The sequence below is a fragment of the Vibrio sp. SCSIO 43140 genome, assembly GCF_023716585.1.
Classification (GTDB): domain Bacteria; phylum Pseudomonadota; class Gammaproteobacteria; order Enterobacterales; family Vibrionaceae; genus Vibrio; species Vibrio maritimus_B.
This window is the reverse complement of the sequence record NZ_CP071851.1, coordinates 1,383,717-1,400,172: the sequence shown is the minus strand read 5'-3', so window position 1 is coordinate 1,400,172 and position 16,456 is coordinate 1,383,717. Positions and strand designations below refer to the sequence as shown.

General features: G+C 44.5%; 11 protein-coding genes. 9 read left to right on the top strand and 2 right to left on the bottom strand.

Going from position 1 to position 16,456, the window contains the following annotated elements; genetic code table 11:
* The first annotated feature begins 1 nt into the window (after window position 1).
* A complete protein-coding gene (locus J4N45_RS24735; RefSeq protein ID WP_234496464.1) occupies window positions 2-976 on the top strand; it encodes an ABC transporter ATP-binding protein in 975 nt (324 codons plus the stop codon).
* Window positions 977-1,043: 67 nt separating this feature from the next.
* Entirely contained in the window at window positions 1,044-4,496 is a 3,453-nt protein-coding gene (locus tag J4N45_RS24730) for a 1,3-beta-D-glucan phosphorylase, GH149 family (RefSeq protein WP_252015176.1), read from the top strand.
* Window positions 4,497-4,599: 103 nt separating this feature from the next.
* On the opposite strand, the gene J4N45_RS24725 is transcribed toward J4N45_RS24730, so the two are convergent.
* Window positions 4,600-5,604 carry a LacI family DNA-binding transcriptional regulator gene (locus J4N45_RS24725; RefSeq protein ID WP_042470085.1) on the bottom strand — a complete coding sequence of 335 codons (1,005 nt, stop codon included), beginning with the start codon at window positions 5,602-5,604 and terminating at the stop codon, window positions 4,600-4,602.
* A gap of 774 nt (window positions 5,605-6,378) precedes the next feature.
* On the opposite strand from J4N45_RS24725, the gene J4N45_RS24720 reads away from it, so the two are divergent.
* Both J4N45_RS24720 and J4N45_RS24715 read left to right on the top strand, forming a co-directional pair.
* Window positions 6,379-7,662, top strand: a complete 1,284-nt coding sequence (locus J4N45_RS24720) for a carbohydrate porin (RefSeq protein WP_252015174.1) — start codon at window positions 6,379-6,381, stop codon at window positions 7,660-7,662.
* 298 nt (window positions 7,663-7,960) lie between these two features.
* Window positions 7,961-8,848: a MalM family protein gene (locus J4N45_RS24715; RefSeq protein WP_252015172.1), complete on the top strand. Its 888-nt coding sequence runs from the start codon at window positions 7,961-7,963 to the stop codon at window positions 8,846-8,848.
* 115 nt (window positions 8,849-8,963) lie between these two features.
* Here the strand turns inward: J4N45_RS24715 and J4N45_RS24710 are convergent, their stop codons facing one another.
* Window positions 8,964-9,155, bottom strand: a complete 192-nt coding sequence (locus tag J4N45_RS24710; RefSeq protein ID WP_252015170.1) for a hypothetical protein — start codon at window positions 9,153-9,155, stop codon at window positions 8,964-8,966.
* 368 nt (window positions 9,156-9,523) lie between these two features.
* Here J4N45_RS24710 and J4N45_RS24705 point away from each other — a divergent pair, with 368 nt between their 5' ends.
* From J4N45_RS24705 to J4N45_RS24685, 5 genes are all read left to right on the top strand, one after another.
* On the top strand, window positions 9,524-10,468 hold the full coding sequence (locus J4N45_RS24705) for a GGDEF domain-containing protein (RefSeq protein WP_252015168.1): 945 nt from the start codon (window positions 9,524-9,526) through the stop codon (window positions 10,466-10,468).
* Window positions 10,469-10,700: 232 nt separating this feature from the next.
* Entirely contained in the window at window positions 10,701-12,461 is a 1,761-nt protein-coding gene (locus J4N45_RS24700) for an extracellular solute-binding protein (protein WP_252017242.1), read from the top strand.
* A gap of 9 nt (window positions 12,462-12,470) precedes the next feature.
* Window positions 12,471-13,559: a microcin C ABC transporter permease YejB gene (locus tag J4N45_RS24695; protein ID WP_252015166.1), complete on the top strand. Its 1,089-nt coding sequence runs from the start codon at window positions 12,471-12,473 to the stop codon at window positions 13,557-13,559.
* A complete protein-coding gene (locus J4N45_RS24690) occupies window positions 13,560-14,582 on the top strand; it encodes an ABC transporter permease (RefSeq protein ID WP_252015164.1) in 1,023 nt (340 codons plus the stop codon). It begins immediately after the preceding gene.
* Between the two features lie 10 nt (window positions 14,583-14,592).
* Window positions 14,593-16,197 carry an ABC transporter ATP-binding protein gene (locus J4N45_RS24685; RefSeq protein ID WP_252015162.1) on the top strand — a complete coding sequence of 535 codons (1,605 nt, stop codon included), beginning with the start codon at window positions 14,593-14,595 and terminating at the stop codon, window positions 16,195-16,197.
* The last annotated feature ends 259 nt before the right edge of the window (window positions 16,198-16,456 follow it).

The following is a 16,456-nucleotide window of genomic DNA, read 5'->3' as shown; positions in this document are numbered from 1 at the left end:
AATGATGCAAAGTAACGAAGTCATCCTATCGGTAAAAAACTTAGTTAAAGATTTTCCTCTCGGCCAATCAGTGAAATCGAACCTAATGCGAGCAGTAAACGACGTATCGTTTGAGCTTCGTAAAGGTGAAGCATTGGCTATCGTAGGCGAGTCGGGCTCCGGTAAGAGCACGGGTGCACGTATCTTGACTCAGATTTATGACAAGACGGCAGGCGATATCCATTTCAAAGGTGTGCCGATCAACGAATATATTGAGCAGAATGGTCAATTGGAATATGCACGTCAGGTGCAAATGATTTTCCAAGACCCGTTTGGCTCACTTAACCCAGTACATACCATCTATCACCATATCGCGCGTCCTTTGATGATTCACAATCGTGCAGATAAGAAAGCTATCCCGCAGCTAGTCTATGATTTGCTTGAGCTGGTGGGTTTGACGCCGGTGAAAGAGACGGCAGAGAAGTACCCACATGAGCTCAGTGGTGGTCAAAGACAGCGTGTTGCTATTGCCCGTGCCATTGCTGTTGATCCTGAGGTTATCCTAGCAGATGAGCCTATCTCAATGCTCGATGTGTCTGTGCGCCTTGGTATTTTGAACCTAATGGCTGACTTAAAAGATAAGCACGGCATTTCATTTATGTACATCACCCACGATATTGCGACTGCTCGCTACTTTGCGGAGAAGACAGCCGTCATGTATGTCGGTCACATGGTGGAGTGGGGCGAAAGTGATAGCGTGACGCAAAACCCACAGCATCCATACTCTAAGCTACTGCTCTCGGCGGTACCAGAAGTGGGCAACGCGGGTCGACGCGATCTTGCTGTGAAGAAAGGGGAGATCCCTTTATGGAAGCCATCAAGTGTCGGTTGTCCTTTTGCTACACGCTGCCCGAACGCAAGCGAAATCTGTACGAAAGAGATGCCTGAAACCACGCAGATCTCAGAGCAACACTTTGTTCGTTGCCACAACATGTAGTTTAAAGAATCCCAAAAATTTTGCGCTCTAAAGAAAGCGCTTACAAAAAATCAGAAGTGACCAAATTATGGAACAATTACAAGCTAATCAGTCGTTTGAAGTGAATGGAAAATTTATCACTCTCAACGAAGAACGTTTTTACCAGATTTCTAATGTCGATCAGATGGCCCCGTTTTTTATCAGTGTTGTCTCTGCCAGTAACCATTGGTTGTTTATTTCATCAACAGGCAGCTTGTCCGCGGGGCGCATTCGTCCAGAGAATGCACTTTTCCCGTATCGCTCTGTTGATCATATTCATGAAAATGCGGACAACACAGGCTCTAAAGCCGTTATTCGTGTGGCGACTATCGATGGGGCACCTGCATTATGGGAACCTTTCAACCCGCACCATGATGGTTTGTACCAAGTGCAGCGCAACCTTTACAAAAATGCTGTCGGTGACAAGATCCTATTTGAAGAGCTAAACCACACCTTAGGCCTTCGCTATCAATACAGCTGGTCTACGTCGGATAAATTTGGTTTTGTGCGCGAAACACATGTGACGAACCTTGCTGATGAACAGGTTCAGTTTGAGATTATTGATGGTATTCAAAATCTACTTCCATCTGGCGCACCGCTTCAAGCGCTGCAAACACGCAGCGCACTGGTCGATGCTTATAAATGGAATGAGCGAATCGATGATCTACCTATGGCAACCTACAGCATGTATGCCAAGCTTAGCGATCGTGCTGAACCAGCGGAATCTCTGAGAGCGACGACGGTATTCGGTATTGCAGAAAAAGCGCAGCACATTTCTCTTAATACCAAAGACGTTGCTAGGTTCCGTAAAGGGCAACCACTTGATGCCCAGCCTTTAACTCGCGGCGAACGTGGTGCCTTCCTTATCACTCAATCTCTAGTACTTGAAGCGGGTGAAACGGAATCTTGGCTAATGGTGGCTGATATCGACAAGTCCCATGCAGATGTTGCTGCCTTGAAAAATCAGATGGTCTTAGACGACGAGATCTCGGTAACGGTTAAACAAGACATCCAAGCAAACCAAGATGAGTTGAAACTTCTTATGGCGGGTGCAGACGCGTGGCAGTTAACTTCTTCTGAAGAGACTGCCGTTCATCACTACGCGAACGTGTTATTTAACAACATGCGTGGCGGCGTGTTTGTCTCTGGTTATAAGTTGGATGCGGACGATGTCCTCGCTACATTTACACGCATCAACAAAAGAGTCGTAGAGAAGCATTCAGCACTGCTACGCACGCTTCCAGAAAACCTATCGCATCCGCAGTTAGTATCGATGGCGAAAGAGACAGGTGATCAACAGCTTCTTCGTATGGCCTACGAATATTTACCACTCACCTTTGGTCGTCGTCACGGTGACCCAAGCCGTCCATGGAACCATTTTGAAATCAAGGTGCGTGACGACGAGGGACAACGTTTGTTGGCATACCAAGGTAACTGGCGTGACATCTTCCAGAACTGGGAAGCCATGGCCTTGAGCTATCCAAACTTTATCGGTTCATTTGTCGCTAAGTTTGTAAATGCGTCGACGATCGATGGTTATAACCCTTACCGCATTACCAAAGAAGGCGTGGATTGGGAGCTACTTGATCTGGATGATCCGTGGAGCAACATTGGCTACTGGGGTGACCACCAAATCATCTATCTACTCAAGTTCCTAGAGCTTGCGGATAAGTATCAAAGCAATGACCTGATTGAATGGCTGAGTGAAGAAACCTACAGCTATGCGAATGTACCGTATGAAATTGCGGGTGTTGAGCAGCTGTTTGCTAACCCGAAAGATACGGTTGCCTTTAGTGAGCAAAAGCAAGCTGCGACGGAAGAGCTTACCGATTCACTAGGTAGCGACGGTCGATTGGTGATGGGTGAGAATGGCGATGTTTATCAAGTGAACCTACTTGAGAAGCTCCTTGTACCGCTATTGTCTAAGCTGAGCAACTTCGTCATTGATGGCGGCATTTGGCTTAATACGCAACGTCCAGAGTGGAATGATGCCAACAACGCTATTGTGGGTAACGGTCTCTCGATGGTGACGCTGTACTACATGCGTCGCTATGTAACCTTTATGCAGAAGCTAATTTGTCGCGCTCCAATTAATGTTGCGCTATCGAGCGAAGTAGCAGTATGGCTAACCAAGACAAGTCAGGTATTGTCTGAAGCGGCGGCATCGCTGCGAGTTGAGAAAATTACACCTCAATCACGTAAATCGCTACTTACGAAATTGGCTAAAGTCGCTGAGGAGTATCGTATGGGCGTTTATGCCAACGGTTTCTCGGGTAAATCGACGCTAGAGATGACAGAAGTTGAAGAGTTACTTCGCGTATCTAAGACTTTGCTTGACCACACCATTCATAGCAACAAGCGCGATGATGGCCTGTACAATGCCTACAACATCCTTGATCTTCAAGGTGATGGTGCGAATGTCGAATATCTATATCCAATGCTGGAAGGGCAGGTTGCTATCCTAAGTGCGGGTATTCTGGATGCGACACAAGCGGTAGATTTGCTGACTAAGCTGTTTGATAGCGAGATGTTCCGTGAAGATCAACTGAGCTTTATGCTTTACCCGGATCGTGATCTAACGGCATTTTTGAAGAAGAACCATATCACTAAGAATCTTGTTGATAATAGTGAGCTGCTTCAGGCGATGCTGGCGAATGACGATAAACGTATCGTTAATCAAGATATTGAGAACCGAGTTCACTTTAATGCTGATTTCGAGAACGCAGCGATTTTAGAGGCTCGTATTGCAACTGTTGCTGAGGATTACCCTCGCTTTGGTCGCAAAGAGTGGGCTGAAGTGTCTGATATCTATGAGCAAACCTTCAACCACAAAGCGTTTACAGGTCGCTCTGGTACTATGTTTGGCTATGAAGGCTTAGGTTGTATCTATTGGCACATGGTCTCTAAACTTCTACTTGCGGTTCAAGAGAACTACCAGCAAGCATGGGTAGAGCTAGGTAACTGTGATAAGACTAAGCAATTGGGTGAGTTCTACTACCGAGTGCGTGAAGGCATTGGCTTTAACAAAACACCAGAAGTGTACGGTGCGTTCCCAACGGATCCATATTCGCATACGCCAAAACAAGCGGGTGCACAGCAGCCAGGTATGACTGGTCAGGTTAAAGAAGAAGTGATTACACGCTTTGGCGAGCTGGGTATTACCGTGACAGATGGAGAAATCCAGATCACGCCTAACTTATTGTCGGAAAAAGAGTTCTTGACTGAACCTGTGGCATTTGAGTACTTTGATTTGCAAGGTCAGGTGAATCGTATCGATGTGAATGTGGGGAGCCTAGCGTTTACGCTATGCCAGGTTCCGTTTGTATACACATTGAGTGAAGAACAACATGATGTGTCTTTGACTGTTGAGCTAACCAATGGGCCTACGATTGAAAAAGTATCGAACATGATTCCAGAGAATCTAAGTAAGCACATTTTTGATCGCAGTGCTCAGGTGAAAGCTGTTTACGTGACGATTCCAGCAGAAAAACTGGTTATCTAGCCACACATTAACTAGATATCAGGGCAAACAAAAAGGCAGGACAATTTAGTTGTCCTGCCTTTTTTTATCTTCTGAGCGTAATAAAGGTTTAACCTTTCGTTATTCAAGCGAGGTTTTTCACAGACCCTCGGCTGATGATAGTCGGTTCGATAGGCTCGATGGGTTGTGAAGCACTACTTTTACCTTTAACAATCGCCATTACTTTTTTAGCTGCGGCGGTTGCCATTTTTTGAATTGGGAAATCTACAGTTGTTAACCCTGGTGTCATGTGCTGACCAAAGGGTACGTTATCGAATCCGATAATTGAGATATCTTCACCAACGCGGAGTCCGCGTTCCAAACATAACGTGTAGGCGGTCATCGCGATATTATCGTTCATACAGAAGATGGCGGTTAACGGGATATCTCGATCTAACAAACGACGAATGGCATCATGATTACATTGATGGTCAAATCGGCCCTCGACAACAGCATTGGGATTGTAATCCACGCCGTAATGGCTCAATGCATTGCGATATCCTTGCAGACGGTCGCGACTATCGACTTTACTGAGCTGACCACTGATACATCCAATTTGTGTATGACCTTTTTTAATCAGATACTCGGTGGCTAAAAAGCCACCTTTTTCATTGTCGAGCCATACGCAGCGGTCAGCCATTTCAGGAATGTAGCGGTTGATAAGAACTGTCGCTTCATTTTGGCGCGAGATCTCAAGAAGTTCACTGTCCGATAGGGTATCGACAGTCAATACCAGCCCGTCCACTTTCTTTGAGCGAAGAAAACGAATCGATTCATGTTCTTCATCATATTCTTCGTGGCCGCTAGTAATAATCAGGTGATAGTTTTCCGAGCGAACGACCTTTTCGACTTCGTGCATCATTGGCCCATAAAAGGGACCATCAAGCGTGCCGACAAGCATACCAATACTGCAAGAGCGGTTTGAGGCGAGTGCCTGCGCAAACGTATTAGGTTGGTAACCTAACTCTTCCATTGCCGCATACACTTTTTGCTTGTTAGCCTCTTTAACCGAAGAGTGACCGTTCAGTGTCCTCGACACTGTTGCTTGCGAGACCTGAGCTAACTCAGCGACTTCTTTTATCGTAATCAATTCGCGATCCTATCATTCAATCTTGTTGAAATTATTGGAAATTTCTTCAATGACTTCCACTCACTATACTACAAAGCGCCCATCTGATGGTAATTCGAGTGTTGTAGACACGATCCACGACGGTGAACTGTGATCTGGTTAGCGATTTGTAGTGCGGAGAGCATCATATCGGATTGCTTTCTCACATTTAGTGACTGACTCCACATTAGTAAAAGTAAGCGCTTTCTTTGTGGTGACGAGCCTCATGTTTTGTAGATACGTGCAATTTCGACCTATATACATAGCCTGGCTCTACAATTAATATAGTTATCAAGCAATGGGGAACAGAGTCAAGACAAGGCACTTTCTCTTAATTTTTTCCTTTTTAATGAAAGCGCTTTCTTAATGTATTGAAAGGTTTTCTTAAGGACTTGAGGTATAAATCGAACCAAAGCCTTATTTGATTTAGTTAACTGGGTTGCGTGTAACACGCTATGCTAATTTTTTCATAGTAAGTTTTGAAAGCGCTTACTTGGGGTGGAATGGGTTTTTGGTGAATTTATAAGCACATAGCTTCGAGCTTGGTACGTGCTAACCGTAAAAATATCAGAATAACTAATTTTATTTCTGTCTTTTCTATAGGCGGAAAGGAAAACCGGAAGTGGAGTGAATTTGGAGGGGGTCTAGGTTCATTTTTCTTCTAACTCTCAGTGTGAATTAAATGAAAGCAGTGGTTGTCTTTATTTATACGCACTTAAAAAATGGAAAGTTTATAATAAAATTTAGGAGTTGATAATGAAATTATCACAAGTGACTCTAGCCTGTTTAATGGCTGGATTAAGTGCTGCTAGTTCTAACGTGATCGCAAGTGAAAATACACAGGGTTTTGAGTTTCATGGTTATTTTCGTGCTGGTGCACTCTATAGCACTAATGACGATTTTAAGCGCTCTAAATTCCCAGCAACAAAAGAAAAGCTTGGTCGTTTAGGTATTGAATCTGATAACCACTTTGAGCTTGCGCTTCAGAAAAATTTCGATACTGCAGATGGTCAATCGGTGAGAATTAAAACCCGTGCAGGTGCAGACAATGCGCAATCAGAAGGTAAAAACCAACTGGGCACAAATGCTGATGCCGCGAATGGTAGTATTGGTTTAATCGAGACGTTTGTAGAGTTTGACGGTGTGACAGAAACAGGCACCATGTGGGGTGGTAAGCGTTTCTATGGTAAAGATAACTACATCTTTATGACTGACTTCTTCTATACCGATATGTCAGGTACTGGTGTTGGTATTGAAGGTATCGAGCTTGGTGGAAATAAATGGGATTTCGCATACGTAGCGAGTGATAACGCTGAGGGTGGTTACTGGGGACTTGATGATAATAACCCAATGCATGCTGTACACGTGGGCGTTAACTTTGGTTCTTTTGAACTACATGCTATGGGTAAATATTTACCAGATAACTTTGTAGATGATGTTGAATATGCAGATTCTGGTTTTGAAGTTACCGGTATTTATCATTCTGATACTGTATTTGGCTTGTCTGAAAAGGGCTTTACTAAATATATTGCACAAGCAGGTCAAGGTTTAGGTTCAGGACAATTATTAGGTGGTACAATTACAACCTATAATGCATGGAAGCCAGGTTACGGTGGTGCGATGGGTCCTGATAACATGAAGAAAATTGATTCTGGTGATGTATCGACTCGTGCACTTATTTGGGGTGGCTACTTCTTTGAGAATGGCGTAAGTATTTTCCACTCTATTCAAGGTCAATATAATGATCTCGAAAAACGTGGTAAAGACTCTTGGGCATCTGCAATGATTCGACCAACTTTCCCAATTTCTAAAAACTGGTCTATCGCAACTGAAGCGGGCTACCAATATGGCGATTGGTCTGATGAAAATGGTGTAGGCGGCAGTAACTATGACTACAAACTGACTATCGCACCAACAGTGACTGTAGGTACTGGATTTGGCCCTGCACCAGAGATTCGTTTCCTAGCGACGTACCTAGATGGTTCTGACCGTGATAAAGCGGATTTGTTAGTAGGCATCCAAGCTGATATGTGGTGGTAACCCCAGCCACTGTCTTAAGAGAGGGGACGGGTATGTGTATCATAGGGAGAGAGCATACCCGTATTTTTCACAATATTCATGATTCATATTGTGTTTATGTCTTTGATAATAAGTGCACTGGCTCTTGCATAGTTTCTTGTATATTCAGGGCAGTTTGATCTTGCCACTCAGTTTGCTGAGTGGCTTTTTTTGTTTGAGTTCTAACTTTGTCTAATTGTTTCGTGAAAGCGTTTACTTTTTAGGTAAAATAATAGTCATTCTACAATGATGTGAATATAAGTAGTTAAGGAGTGTTGCTATGATACGAAAGACGATTCTCGCCTTAGCGCTGGCAACCATAGCGGGTTGTGCTAGCCAAGTCCAAGACGCTAATAATAGTAAAGATGAGGCAGGTATAGCAGCTTTAAACTCACAGCAAGGGTGTTGTGAATCTCTGGCCAATGTGAGTTTTGCTCCAGTGAGCAAACCAGGCGCTGTAGAGATCAATTTGTCTACTCAGTCGCCAAAAATTGAACTAAACAGCGGGCGCACTTTTGCCGAAGGTATTGAACTGCCGTCTGCGCTCGGTGAGATCAAGTTAACGGTTTACTCTATTATCGACAAACAAGTTTTTGTACCGACAGTACTTGTGCTTGATGAGAAGTTTCAAGTTCTTGATGTTATTGGAGAAGATATCATCAAACACAGGGAGAGCTCGATACTATACAAATCTGGCTATTTGGGTGAATACGCGATCCCAAATCGCTTTTCTAATGGTCAAAAGCCAGTTTATCTCGCCGTTGTAACCACAAAAGACGCTTTGGCGACGAGTTCAGAGCCAATGCCTCCAAGTGAATTTGCCCTGCAATCAGGCTCTGTTTCGGCTAATGACCCATATTACTCAAATCTTACTATTACGCATTCAGCGATTGGCAAAGTCACGTTAGAGCTGAACTATGAGCCTACTGGCTCACGTTCGGAAACAGAAGCAGAGAAGCAAACAAGGCAAGATGCGGTTGCTCAGCACTCGGAAGCAGTAGCGACAGAAAAGCTCACGGCGACGCAAGAGCAGGCGTTTAATCAAGCGATTGAGCGAGCTGTTGAACAAGGTGAGTTTGAGAAAGCCCTGAGACTATCAAAAGAAGCGGAGAGCCTAGGCTCAAAGAGCGCTCAACAAGCGTTTGTTGACGCGATGAAACAGTACTAATGGGCGATCAGTAAGTGTTTTAAGCATTCAGGGCAACGTATGATTTGTTGCCCTGAATCTATGCACTTCCGTTCGCAATCTTATCTCTTAATACACGACACTTTATCGAAGCAGATTAATTGCTGGTGAGAGTAGGGCAAGGCGTATTGGTGTTAAGTGCATAAACCACCGTAACTGTCCCTGCCGCTTTGTATAAGCATACATTTGAACCACCCTGTCCGGTTGCTACGCCTGCTGGTTCCAATTGTTGCGCTGAAGCTGAAACTGCGAAACCAAACGTGAGCGCTGCAATGATTAGTGCTTTCATGACTAAGTCCTTTCGTTGAACTGAATGAATATGTACCAAATGTGATTTGAGTCACACTTGTTATCAGTAAGACTAGTTCGGTTTTTTCTATTTACAAGCTCGTTGTCGCCACTCTAGTTATCTGCAGATAACGATCTACGTATCGCGAGGTTGTGTTTAAAACGCATCTACTTTTGTAAATGACGACAATGTCAATAGATTGAAAGGCAGATTTTAGCGCAAAGCTGTGATCTTTGTTCAAATCGTGCTCTAGATATCAAAATTTGATTTTGGGCTTGGGGATTGGATAAGAATCACTGCAAAACCAATAAGTAGGGTTTAAACTCTAAGATTATTATATTCAACACGGTGCATTTTAAAGCAACTATATGCTTGATCTGATCTTATCAACACATCAGGGTTCACACGAAGAACTGCTCGGTTTATCTGAGGTGTTTGACGCTGTGGATGCCTATATATTTATAAAAGATAACGAAGGTCACTATCAGTATGTCAATCGTAAAGTCTTAGACACTTTTGGTGTGACGCTCGATGGAATTAGAGGCAAAACAGACTGGCATTTGTTTAGTTTTCGCACCGCCAAAATGATGCGTTTGAATGATAAGAGCGTTATAGACACTCGCAAACCCACTCAGCAAAAAATTCCTTTCTCCATCGACAATAGTGAGCTCTACCATTTAACGGTGACGTCCCCAATCATTAAAAATAATCAGGTTCTAGGCGTCATTGGTTTTGCCGTAGATGTGTCCAAAGACATGGCTGAACGTCAGGTTCTGCTCGAGGAGGCTAATACCGATGGGCTGACTGGGTGTTTTAACCGACGTTATATGCACTTAGCGTTAGAAGAAGAACAAAATAAGCACAGAGAGCTCGGAGTGCCGAGTTCGCTACTGATCATTGATGTTGATCGCTTCAAACCTATTAACGACAAGTACGGACATTCAATTGGCGACAGAGTATTGGTTGATGTGGTCGCTGTCATAGACCAATGTACTCGTGAGCAAGATAAACTGTGTCGATATGGTGGAGATGAGTTTGTCTTGCTGCTACCCGGAAGTAATGTTCATCAAGCTTATGCACTTGCTACGCGTCTGTCGCGCAAAATAGATGCGCTCGAGTTTCAGAGCAGCAGTGGTAAAACCTTTGGTGTGTCATGCTCAATTGGTGTCGCGACTCAAGCGCTCGATGACGGAAGTATTGTGGAGCGTGCGGATAAGGCGCTCTACATGTCTAAAAAAGGGTGCTCTGGTCGCGTCCACATGTATTGTCCTGAAACCCATGTTATACAAGAGTGCAGCCAATGTGGTGATTAAATCATCGCTTAAACATGCATCCAGTAAACTTTAACCCAATTTTGAAACAGCCTCCCCTGTTCACCCTTGAAAACCCCGTCAAATACAGCTATTTATAACAGTATAAGCAAGATAAAACTGATTTAGGAAAGGACGCTCTCAAACGCCCTTTCTTTATTTTTAGGGGAAAGGGATGACGTTAAAACGAAACGCGCTTTTAGCGATAGGAGTGGGGCTGTTTGCCTCAGGTGTGATGGCAGCAAATGTGGTTGAGACCACTTCGCTAACCGGGTTTGGTACGGCTAAATACCCGCAAGACTTCCAGCACTTTGATTATGTAAACCCAGAAGCACCCAAATACGGCAAAGTGACTTTTGGACAAATGGGCACCTTTGACAACTTCAATCGCTATGCCTCTCGTGGCCAACCTGCTGCAGCAACTGGCGAGCTCTATGATCCCCTGATGCTCCCTTCCTCTGATGAGATTGACTCTTACTATCCACTGATTGCCGAGAAAGTTCGTTATGCTGACGACTACAGTTGGCTTGAGCTCGACATCAACCCTAATGCGCGTTTTAGTGATGGAGTCCCTATCACAGCGAAAGACGTTGAGTTTACTTTCGATAAATTCATGAAGGAGGGGGTTCCTCAGTTCAGGGCGTACTACAAAGATGTGAAAAGTGTTAAGGCGACGTCGAAGCTAACTGTGCGCATCGAAATGTCAGTTCCTAACAAAGAAAAACTGTTTGGATTGGCGCAGGGCACACGAGTGTTACCAGAGCATTTTTGGAAAGATAAGAACTTTGCAGAGCCTTTGAATGAGCCTCCCGTAGGAAGCGGAGCTTATAAAATCGTAGATTACAAGATGGGTCAGTCTCTGACTTATGCCTTAGATGAAAACTATTGGGCAAAAGATCTACCTGTCAATGTCGGTCGCAACAACTTTAAGACCATTCAGTATGACTATTACCGTGATGACACCGTAATGCTCGAGGCATTTAAAGCCGGTGAGTTCGACTTAAGACAAGAAAACAGCGCGAAGTTCTGGGCAAGCTCATACACAGGTGCCAATTTTGATCGTGGTTTTATCAAGAAAGAAGAGATAGAGCATCACAAGCCAATGGCTACTCAAGGCTTTGTATTTAACATTGAACGACCAGTGTTTAGCGATCCAAAAGTCCGTGAAGCGCTGAGCTATGCGATGGACTTTGAGTGGATGAACCGAAACATGTTCTACGACCAATACACGCGTACCCGAAGCTATTTCCAAAACTCAGATTATGAAGCAAAAGGACTTCCTTCTTCGGCCGAGCTTGAGGTGCTGAATAAGTATAAAGGGAAGATACCTGAGCGCGTGTTCACTGATGAGTACAACCCACCCGTTACCGATGGTTCTGGTCGTATTCGACCACAAATGCGCAAAGCATTCGCTCTATTAAAAGAAGCGGGTTGGGAGCTTAAAAACAAGGTGATGACTAATGTAGAAACAGGTCAGCCTCTAAGTTTCGAGCTGTTGATGTACAGTCCCACGACTGAGCGAATTGCTATTCCTGTCCAAAAGAACATGCGTGCGATGGGGATCGACATGCGTATTCGCACCGTGGATACAACACAGTACCTGAAACGCTGGCGCGACCGCGATTACGATATGATTTCTTCTAGTTATTCAGCACAGCGTTATCCTAGCTCAAACCTAAAGATTGTATGGAACTCAAATTTTATCGATTCAACCTACAACCAAGCAGGGGTAAAAGACCCTGTTATCGACGAGTTGACCGACTTAATTGCAGACAGCCAGGATGATCCAGAAAGATTATTGGTCCTAGGTCGGTCATTAGATAGAGTGCTTCAGTGGAACTATTTCGTTATACCTCAGTGGCATATCAAAAAATATCGTGTGGCAACATGGGATAAATTCGAGCGCCCAGATGTCTTACCTACTTATGACTTAGGTATTGATACGTGGTGGGTGTCAGAAGAAAAGGCACAGAAGCTACCTGCAAAACGTCGATAAGAGGAAACAATGGCGGCCTATATATTCCGACGCTTGTTGTTGGTGATTCCAACGCTTTGGGCGATTATAACGATCAACTTTTTCATCATTCAGATTGCTCCTGGGGGGCCTGTAGAACAGGCGATTGCACAAGCTCAGGGGCTAGATTCTGGCATCATGGAGCGATTCAGTGGTGGGGGTACAGAAGTTGACTTGGATACCGACCAAGGTGATGTGGCGACAGGCTATAAAGGCTCTCGTGGTCTAGACCCAGAAGTTGTTGAAGCCATCAAAATCCAGTTTGGTTTTGATAAGCCGCTGCACGAACGTTATTTCGACATGCTGAAAAACTACGCCATGTTTAATTTTGGCGACAGTCTTTTCAGAGGTGGTAATGTTATCGACTTGATTAAAGAGCGTCTTCCCGTGTCCATTTCTCTTGGATTATGGAGTACGCTGATTATTTATCTGATATCGATACCTCTTGGGATCCTCAAAGCTATTCACCACGGTTCTCGATTCGATATTTGGTCGAGTGCTATTGTAATTGTTGGTTACGCCATCCCTGGTTTCCTATTCGCGATTATTCTGATTATTTTCTTCGCAAGTGGTAACTACTTTAGTTGGTTCCCTTTGCGTGGATTGGTGTCGAGTAATTTTGACCAACTAACTTGGTACCAGCAGATCATTGATTACTTTTGGCACCTAACGCTGCCAATCTTGGCCATGGTAATAGGCGGGTTTGCTACCTTGAGTATGCTGACTAAGAACTCGTTTCTTGATGAGATCAATAAGCAGTATGTCGTGACGGCTCGAGCTAAAGGTCTCGATGAGAGTAGCATTCTCTACAAGCACGTTTTCCGCAACGCTATGCTAATCATCATTGCTGGATTCCCTAGTGCCTTCATCAGTATTTTCTTTACCGGTTCGATGTTGATTGAAGTGATGTTCTCGCTGGAGGGAATAGGGCTGTTAGGCTTTGAGTCAACGATTCAACGTGACTACCCAGTGGTATTTAGCTCGCTTTACATAATGACGTTATTGGGTCTGATTTTGAGCATTATTTCTGACTTAACTTATACGTGGGTGGATCCTCGTATCGATTTCGAGGCGCGATAGATGGCTATGAATCCTCTCACGAAAGCACGTTGGCAACGCTTTAAAGCAAACAAGCGAGGTTATTGGTCGACATGGATCTTTTTGGTCCTGTTTTTCTTTAGTCTATTTGCCGAGTTTATTGCCAACGATAAACCACTTCTGGTTGAGTTTGATAATCAATGGTACTACCCGATCTTTGAACAGTACGCTGAAACCAAGTTTGGCGGAGAGTTCGAAACGGAAGCTGACTATACAGACCCTTATGTTATTGACCTTATTGAAGAAAAAGGGTTTTTAATCTGGCCGTTGATTCGATTCAGCTATGACACCATTAACTACGATATCGTCGCCTCCGTACCATCAGCGCCTGACAACGTGAACTGGCTGGGCACCGATGACAAAGGGCGAGATGTCCTAGCTAGGGTTATCTACGGTTTTAGAATTTCCGTATTGTTTGGGTTTATTCTGACGCTGGTATCGAGCGTAATTGGTGTCGCTGTTGGTGCGACGCAAGGCTACTATGGTGGCTGGATTGATCTACTGGGGCAACGGTTTATCGAAGTGTGGTCGGGGATGCCGACACTTTTCCTTTTGATTATCCTATCAAGCTTTGTAGAGCCGAATTTCTGGTGGCTACTCGGAATTATGGTGCTGTTTAGCTGGATGAGCTTAGTTGGCGTTGTTCGGGCGGAATTCTTACGCTGCAGAAACTTCGATTATGTAAAGGCTGCCCATGCCATGGGCGTTGATGATAAACGTATTATGCTACGTCACATGCTGCCTAACGCGATGGTAGCGTCACTGACTATGATGCCGTTTATTCTTTCCGGCTCTGTGACGACATTAACCTCGCTAGATTTCTTAGGGTTTGGTCTACCAGCAGGTTCACCATCACTTGGTGAGCTGCTTGCTCAAGGTAAAGCAAACCTACAAGCGCCATGGCTCGGATTATCAGCGTTCGCGGTGTTGTCGATTATGCTAACCCTTCTCGTGTTTGCGGGCGAAGCCGTTCGCGATGCATTTGACCCACATCAACAAGGCTAAGGAGAGGATGATGACAAAAGACGATCCGAAACATGTTCTCTCAATCGACAGCCTATCGGTAGGTTTTGGTCGAGGTAAGAACATCGAACAGGTGACGTTCGATGTATCGCTGGATATTCGTAAGGGCGAAACACTGGCACTGGTTGGCGAAAGTGGCTCTGGCAAATCGGTCACGGCCAACTCTATTCTCAAGCTGTTACCAAAAGGCTCTAGTCACTATTTGAATGGTCACATTAAGTTTGACGATATTGATATGCTCAATTGCTCAGAGCGCCAATTGAGAGGTATTCGTGGCGGGCGTATTGGAATGATCTTCCAGGAGCCGATGGTCTCACTTAATCCACTGCATAAAATCGGACGTCAGCTAGTTGAAACGCTGGCGGTTCACCGTGGCATGCGAACCAATAAAGCAGAGCAACTGGCAATCAGCTGGCTCAAAAAAGTTGGGATTCGTAATCCTGAGCAGAAGATTATTGCCTATCCTCACGAACTGTCTGGTGGTGAGAGACAACGCGTTATGATTGCGATGGCGCTTATCAATGAACCTGAACTCTTAATAGCTGATGAGCCTACTACTGCGCTGGATGTATCTGTTCAGGCGCAGATTCTCGATTTGCTGAAAGACCTGCAAAAAGAGATGGGGATGGCGATGCTGTTCATTACTCATGATCTGAGTATCGTGCGTCGTATCGCGGACCGTGTTGCCGTTATGCAGCAAGGTAAATTAGTTGAAGTCGGAGAGTGCCAGCAGGTGTTCACTACTCCAAGCCATCCATACACGCAGAAACTTATTAACTCCGACCCAAGAGGTCTGCCTGTTGAGGTGAATAAGCAAGCGACACCTTTACTGTCTGTTGAAAACCTTAAAGTGTGGTTTCCAATTAAAGGCGGCTTGTTCAAACGTGTTATCGACCATGTTAAAGCTGTGACCGATATGAAGTTCGAACTGAAACAGGGATACTCTATCGGCTTAGTAGGAGAGAGCGGCTCTGGTAAGTCGACGACGGGTATGGCTATTCTCAAGCTGGTTCAAAGTGAAGGCTTGATTGAGTTTGATGGTCAAGATATTCAATCATTAGACCGCAAAGGCATGCTGCCTTATCGAAGTCGGATGCAGGTTGTTTTCCAAGACCCATTCTCAGCCTTAAACCCGAGGATGTCTGTTGCCCAAGTTATCGGGGAAGGATTAAGAGTTCACTTTGAACATGACGAACAAACCTTAGACTCTATGATTTGCGGTGTGATGCGAGAGGTGGACCTCGACCCAGAAACAAGGCACCGTTATCCAAACGAGTTTTCTGGTGGTCAGAGGCAACGCATCGCTATTGCACGTGCGCTGATTCTAAAGCCAGAGTTCATACTGCTCGATGAGCCAACCTCCTCGTTGGATAGGACGGTTCAGGCTCAGGTTTTAGACTTATTGAAAGAGCTACAAGTGAAGCACGGCCTGACTTACCTGTTTATCTCCCATGACCTGAATGTGGTCAAATCGCTGTGTCATTACACGATAGTGATGAAAGACGGTCAAATAGTGGAGCAGGGTAGCACGCAACATTTGTTTGCGAACCCAGAAAAGGACTACACCAAGACGCTCGTCTCGCTATCCGCATTTTAGTCGCATAGTTATAGTTAAAAGGATTAGCTGCTTTGTGCGGCTGACTCACTATCCCTAGACTCTATTATCACAAAATTTGCCTATACTTTGAAAGTGCTTTCTTTTTGGTGATGAGAGGTTGCTTTTTAGATATTAATATCTCACTAGCTCTATACAGTGAAGTCAATTTATAGTGTCATAGTGACCAAGGGATGATGAGGGTGGTTCCAAGAACTACTCATTACCAAATTAGTATGATACATAACGTTTTTTTTGAATT

Bases quoted from the DNA above. Each gene is read 5' to 3' on its own strand.
- J4N45_RS24735 (WP_234496464.1), top strand. From the start codon at position 2: ATGATGCAAAGTAACGAAGTCATCCTATCGGTAAAAAACTTAGTTAAA.
- J4N45_RS24730 (WP_252015176.1), top strand. From the start codon at position 1,044: ATGGAACAATTACAAGCTAATCAGTCGTTTGAAGTGAATGGAAAATTT.
- J4N45_RS24720 (WP_252015174.1), top strand. From the start codon at position 6,379: ATGAAATTATCACAAGTGACTCTAGCCTGTTTAATGGCTGGATTAAGT.
- J4N45_RS24715 (WP_252015172.1), top strand. From the start codon at position 7,961: ATGATACGAAAGACGATTCTCGCCTTAGCGCTGGCAACCATAGCGGGT.
- J4N45_RS24710 (WP_252015170.1), bottom strand. From the start codon at position 9,155: ATGAAAGCACTAATCATTGCAGCGCTCACGTTTGGTTTCGCAGTTTCA.
- J4N45_RS24705 (WP_252015168.1), top strand. From the start codon at position 9,524: ATGCTTGATCTGATCTTATCAACACATCAGGGTTCACACGAAGAACTG.
- J4N45_RS24700 (WP_252017242.1), top strand. From the start codon at position 10,701: ATGGCAGCAAATGTGGTTGAGACCACTTCGCTAACCGGGTTTGGTACG.
- J4N45_RS24695 (WP_252015166.1), top strand. From the start codon at position 12,471: ATGGCGGCCTATATATTCCGACGCTTGTTGTTGGTGATTCCAACGCTT.
- J4N45_RS24690 (WP_252015164.1), top strand. From the start codon at position 13,560: ATGGCTATGAATCCTCTCACGAAAGCACGTTGGCAACGCTTTAAAGCA.
- J4N45_RS24685 (WP_252015162.1), top strand. From the start codon at position 14,593: ATGACAAAAGACGATCCGAAACATGTTCTCTCAATCGACAGCCTATCG.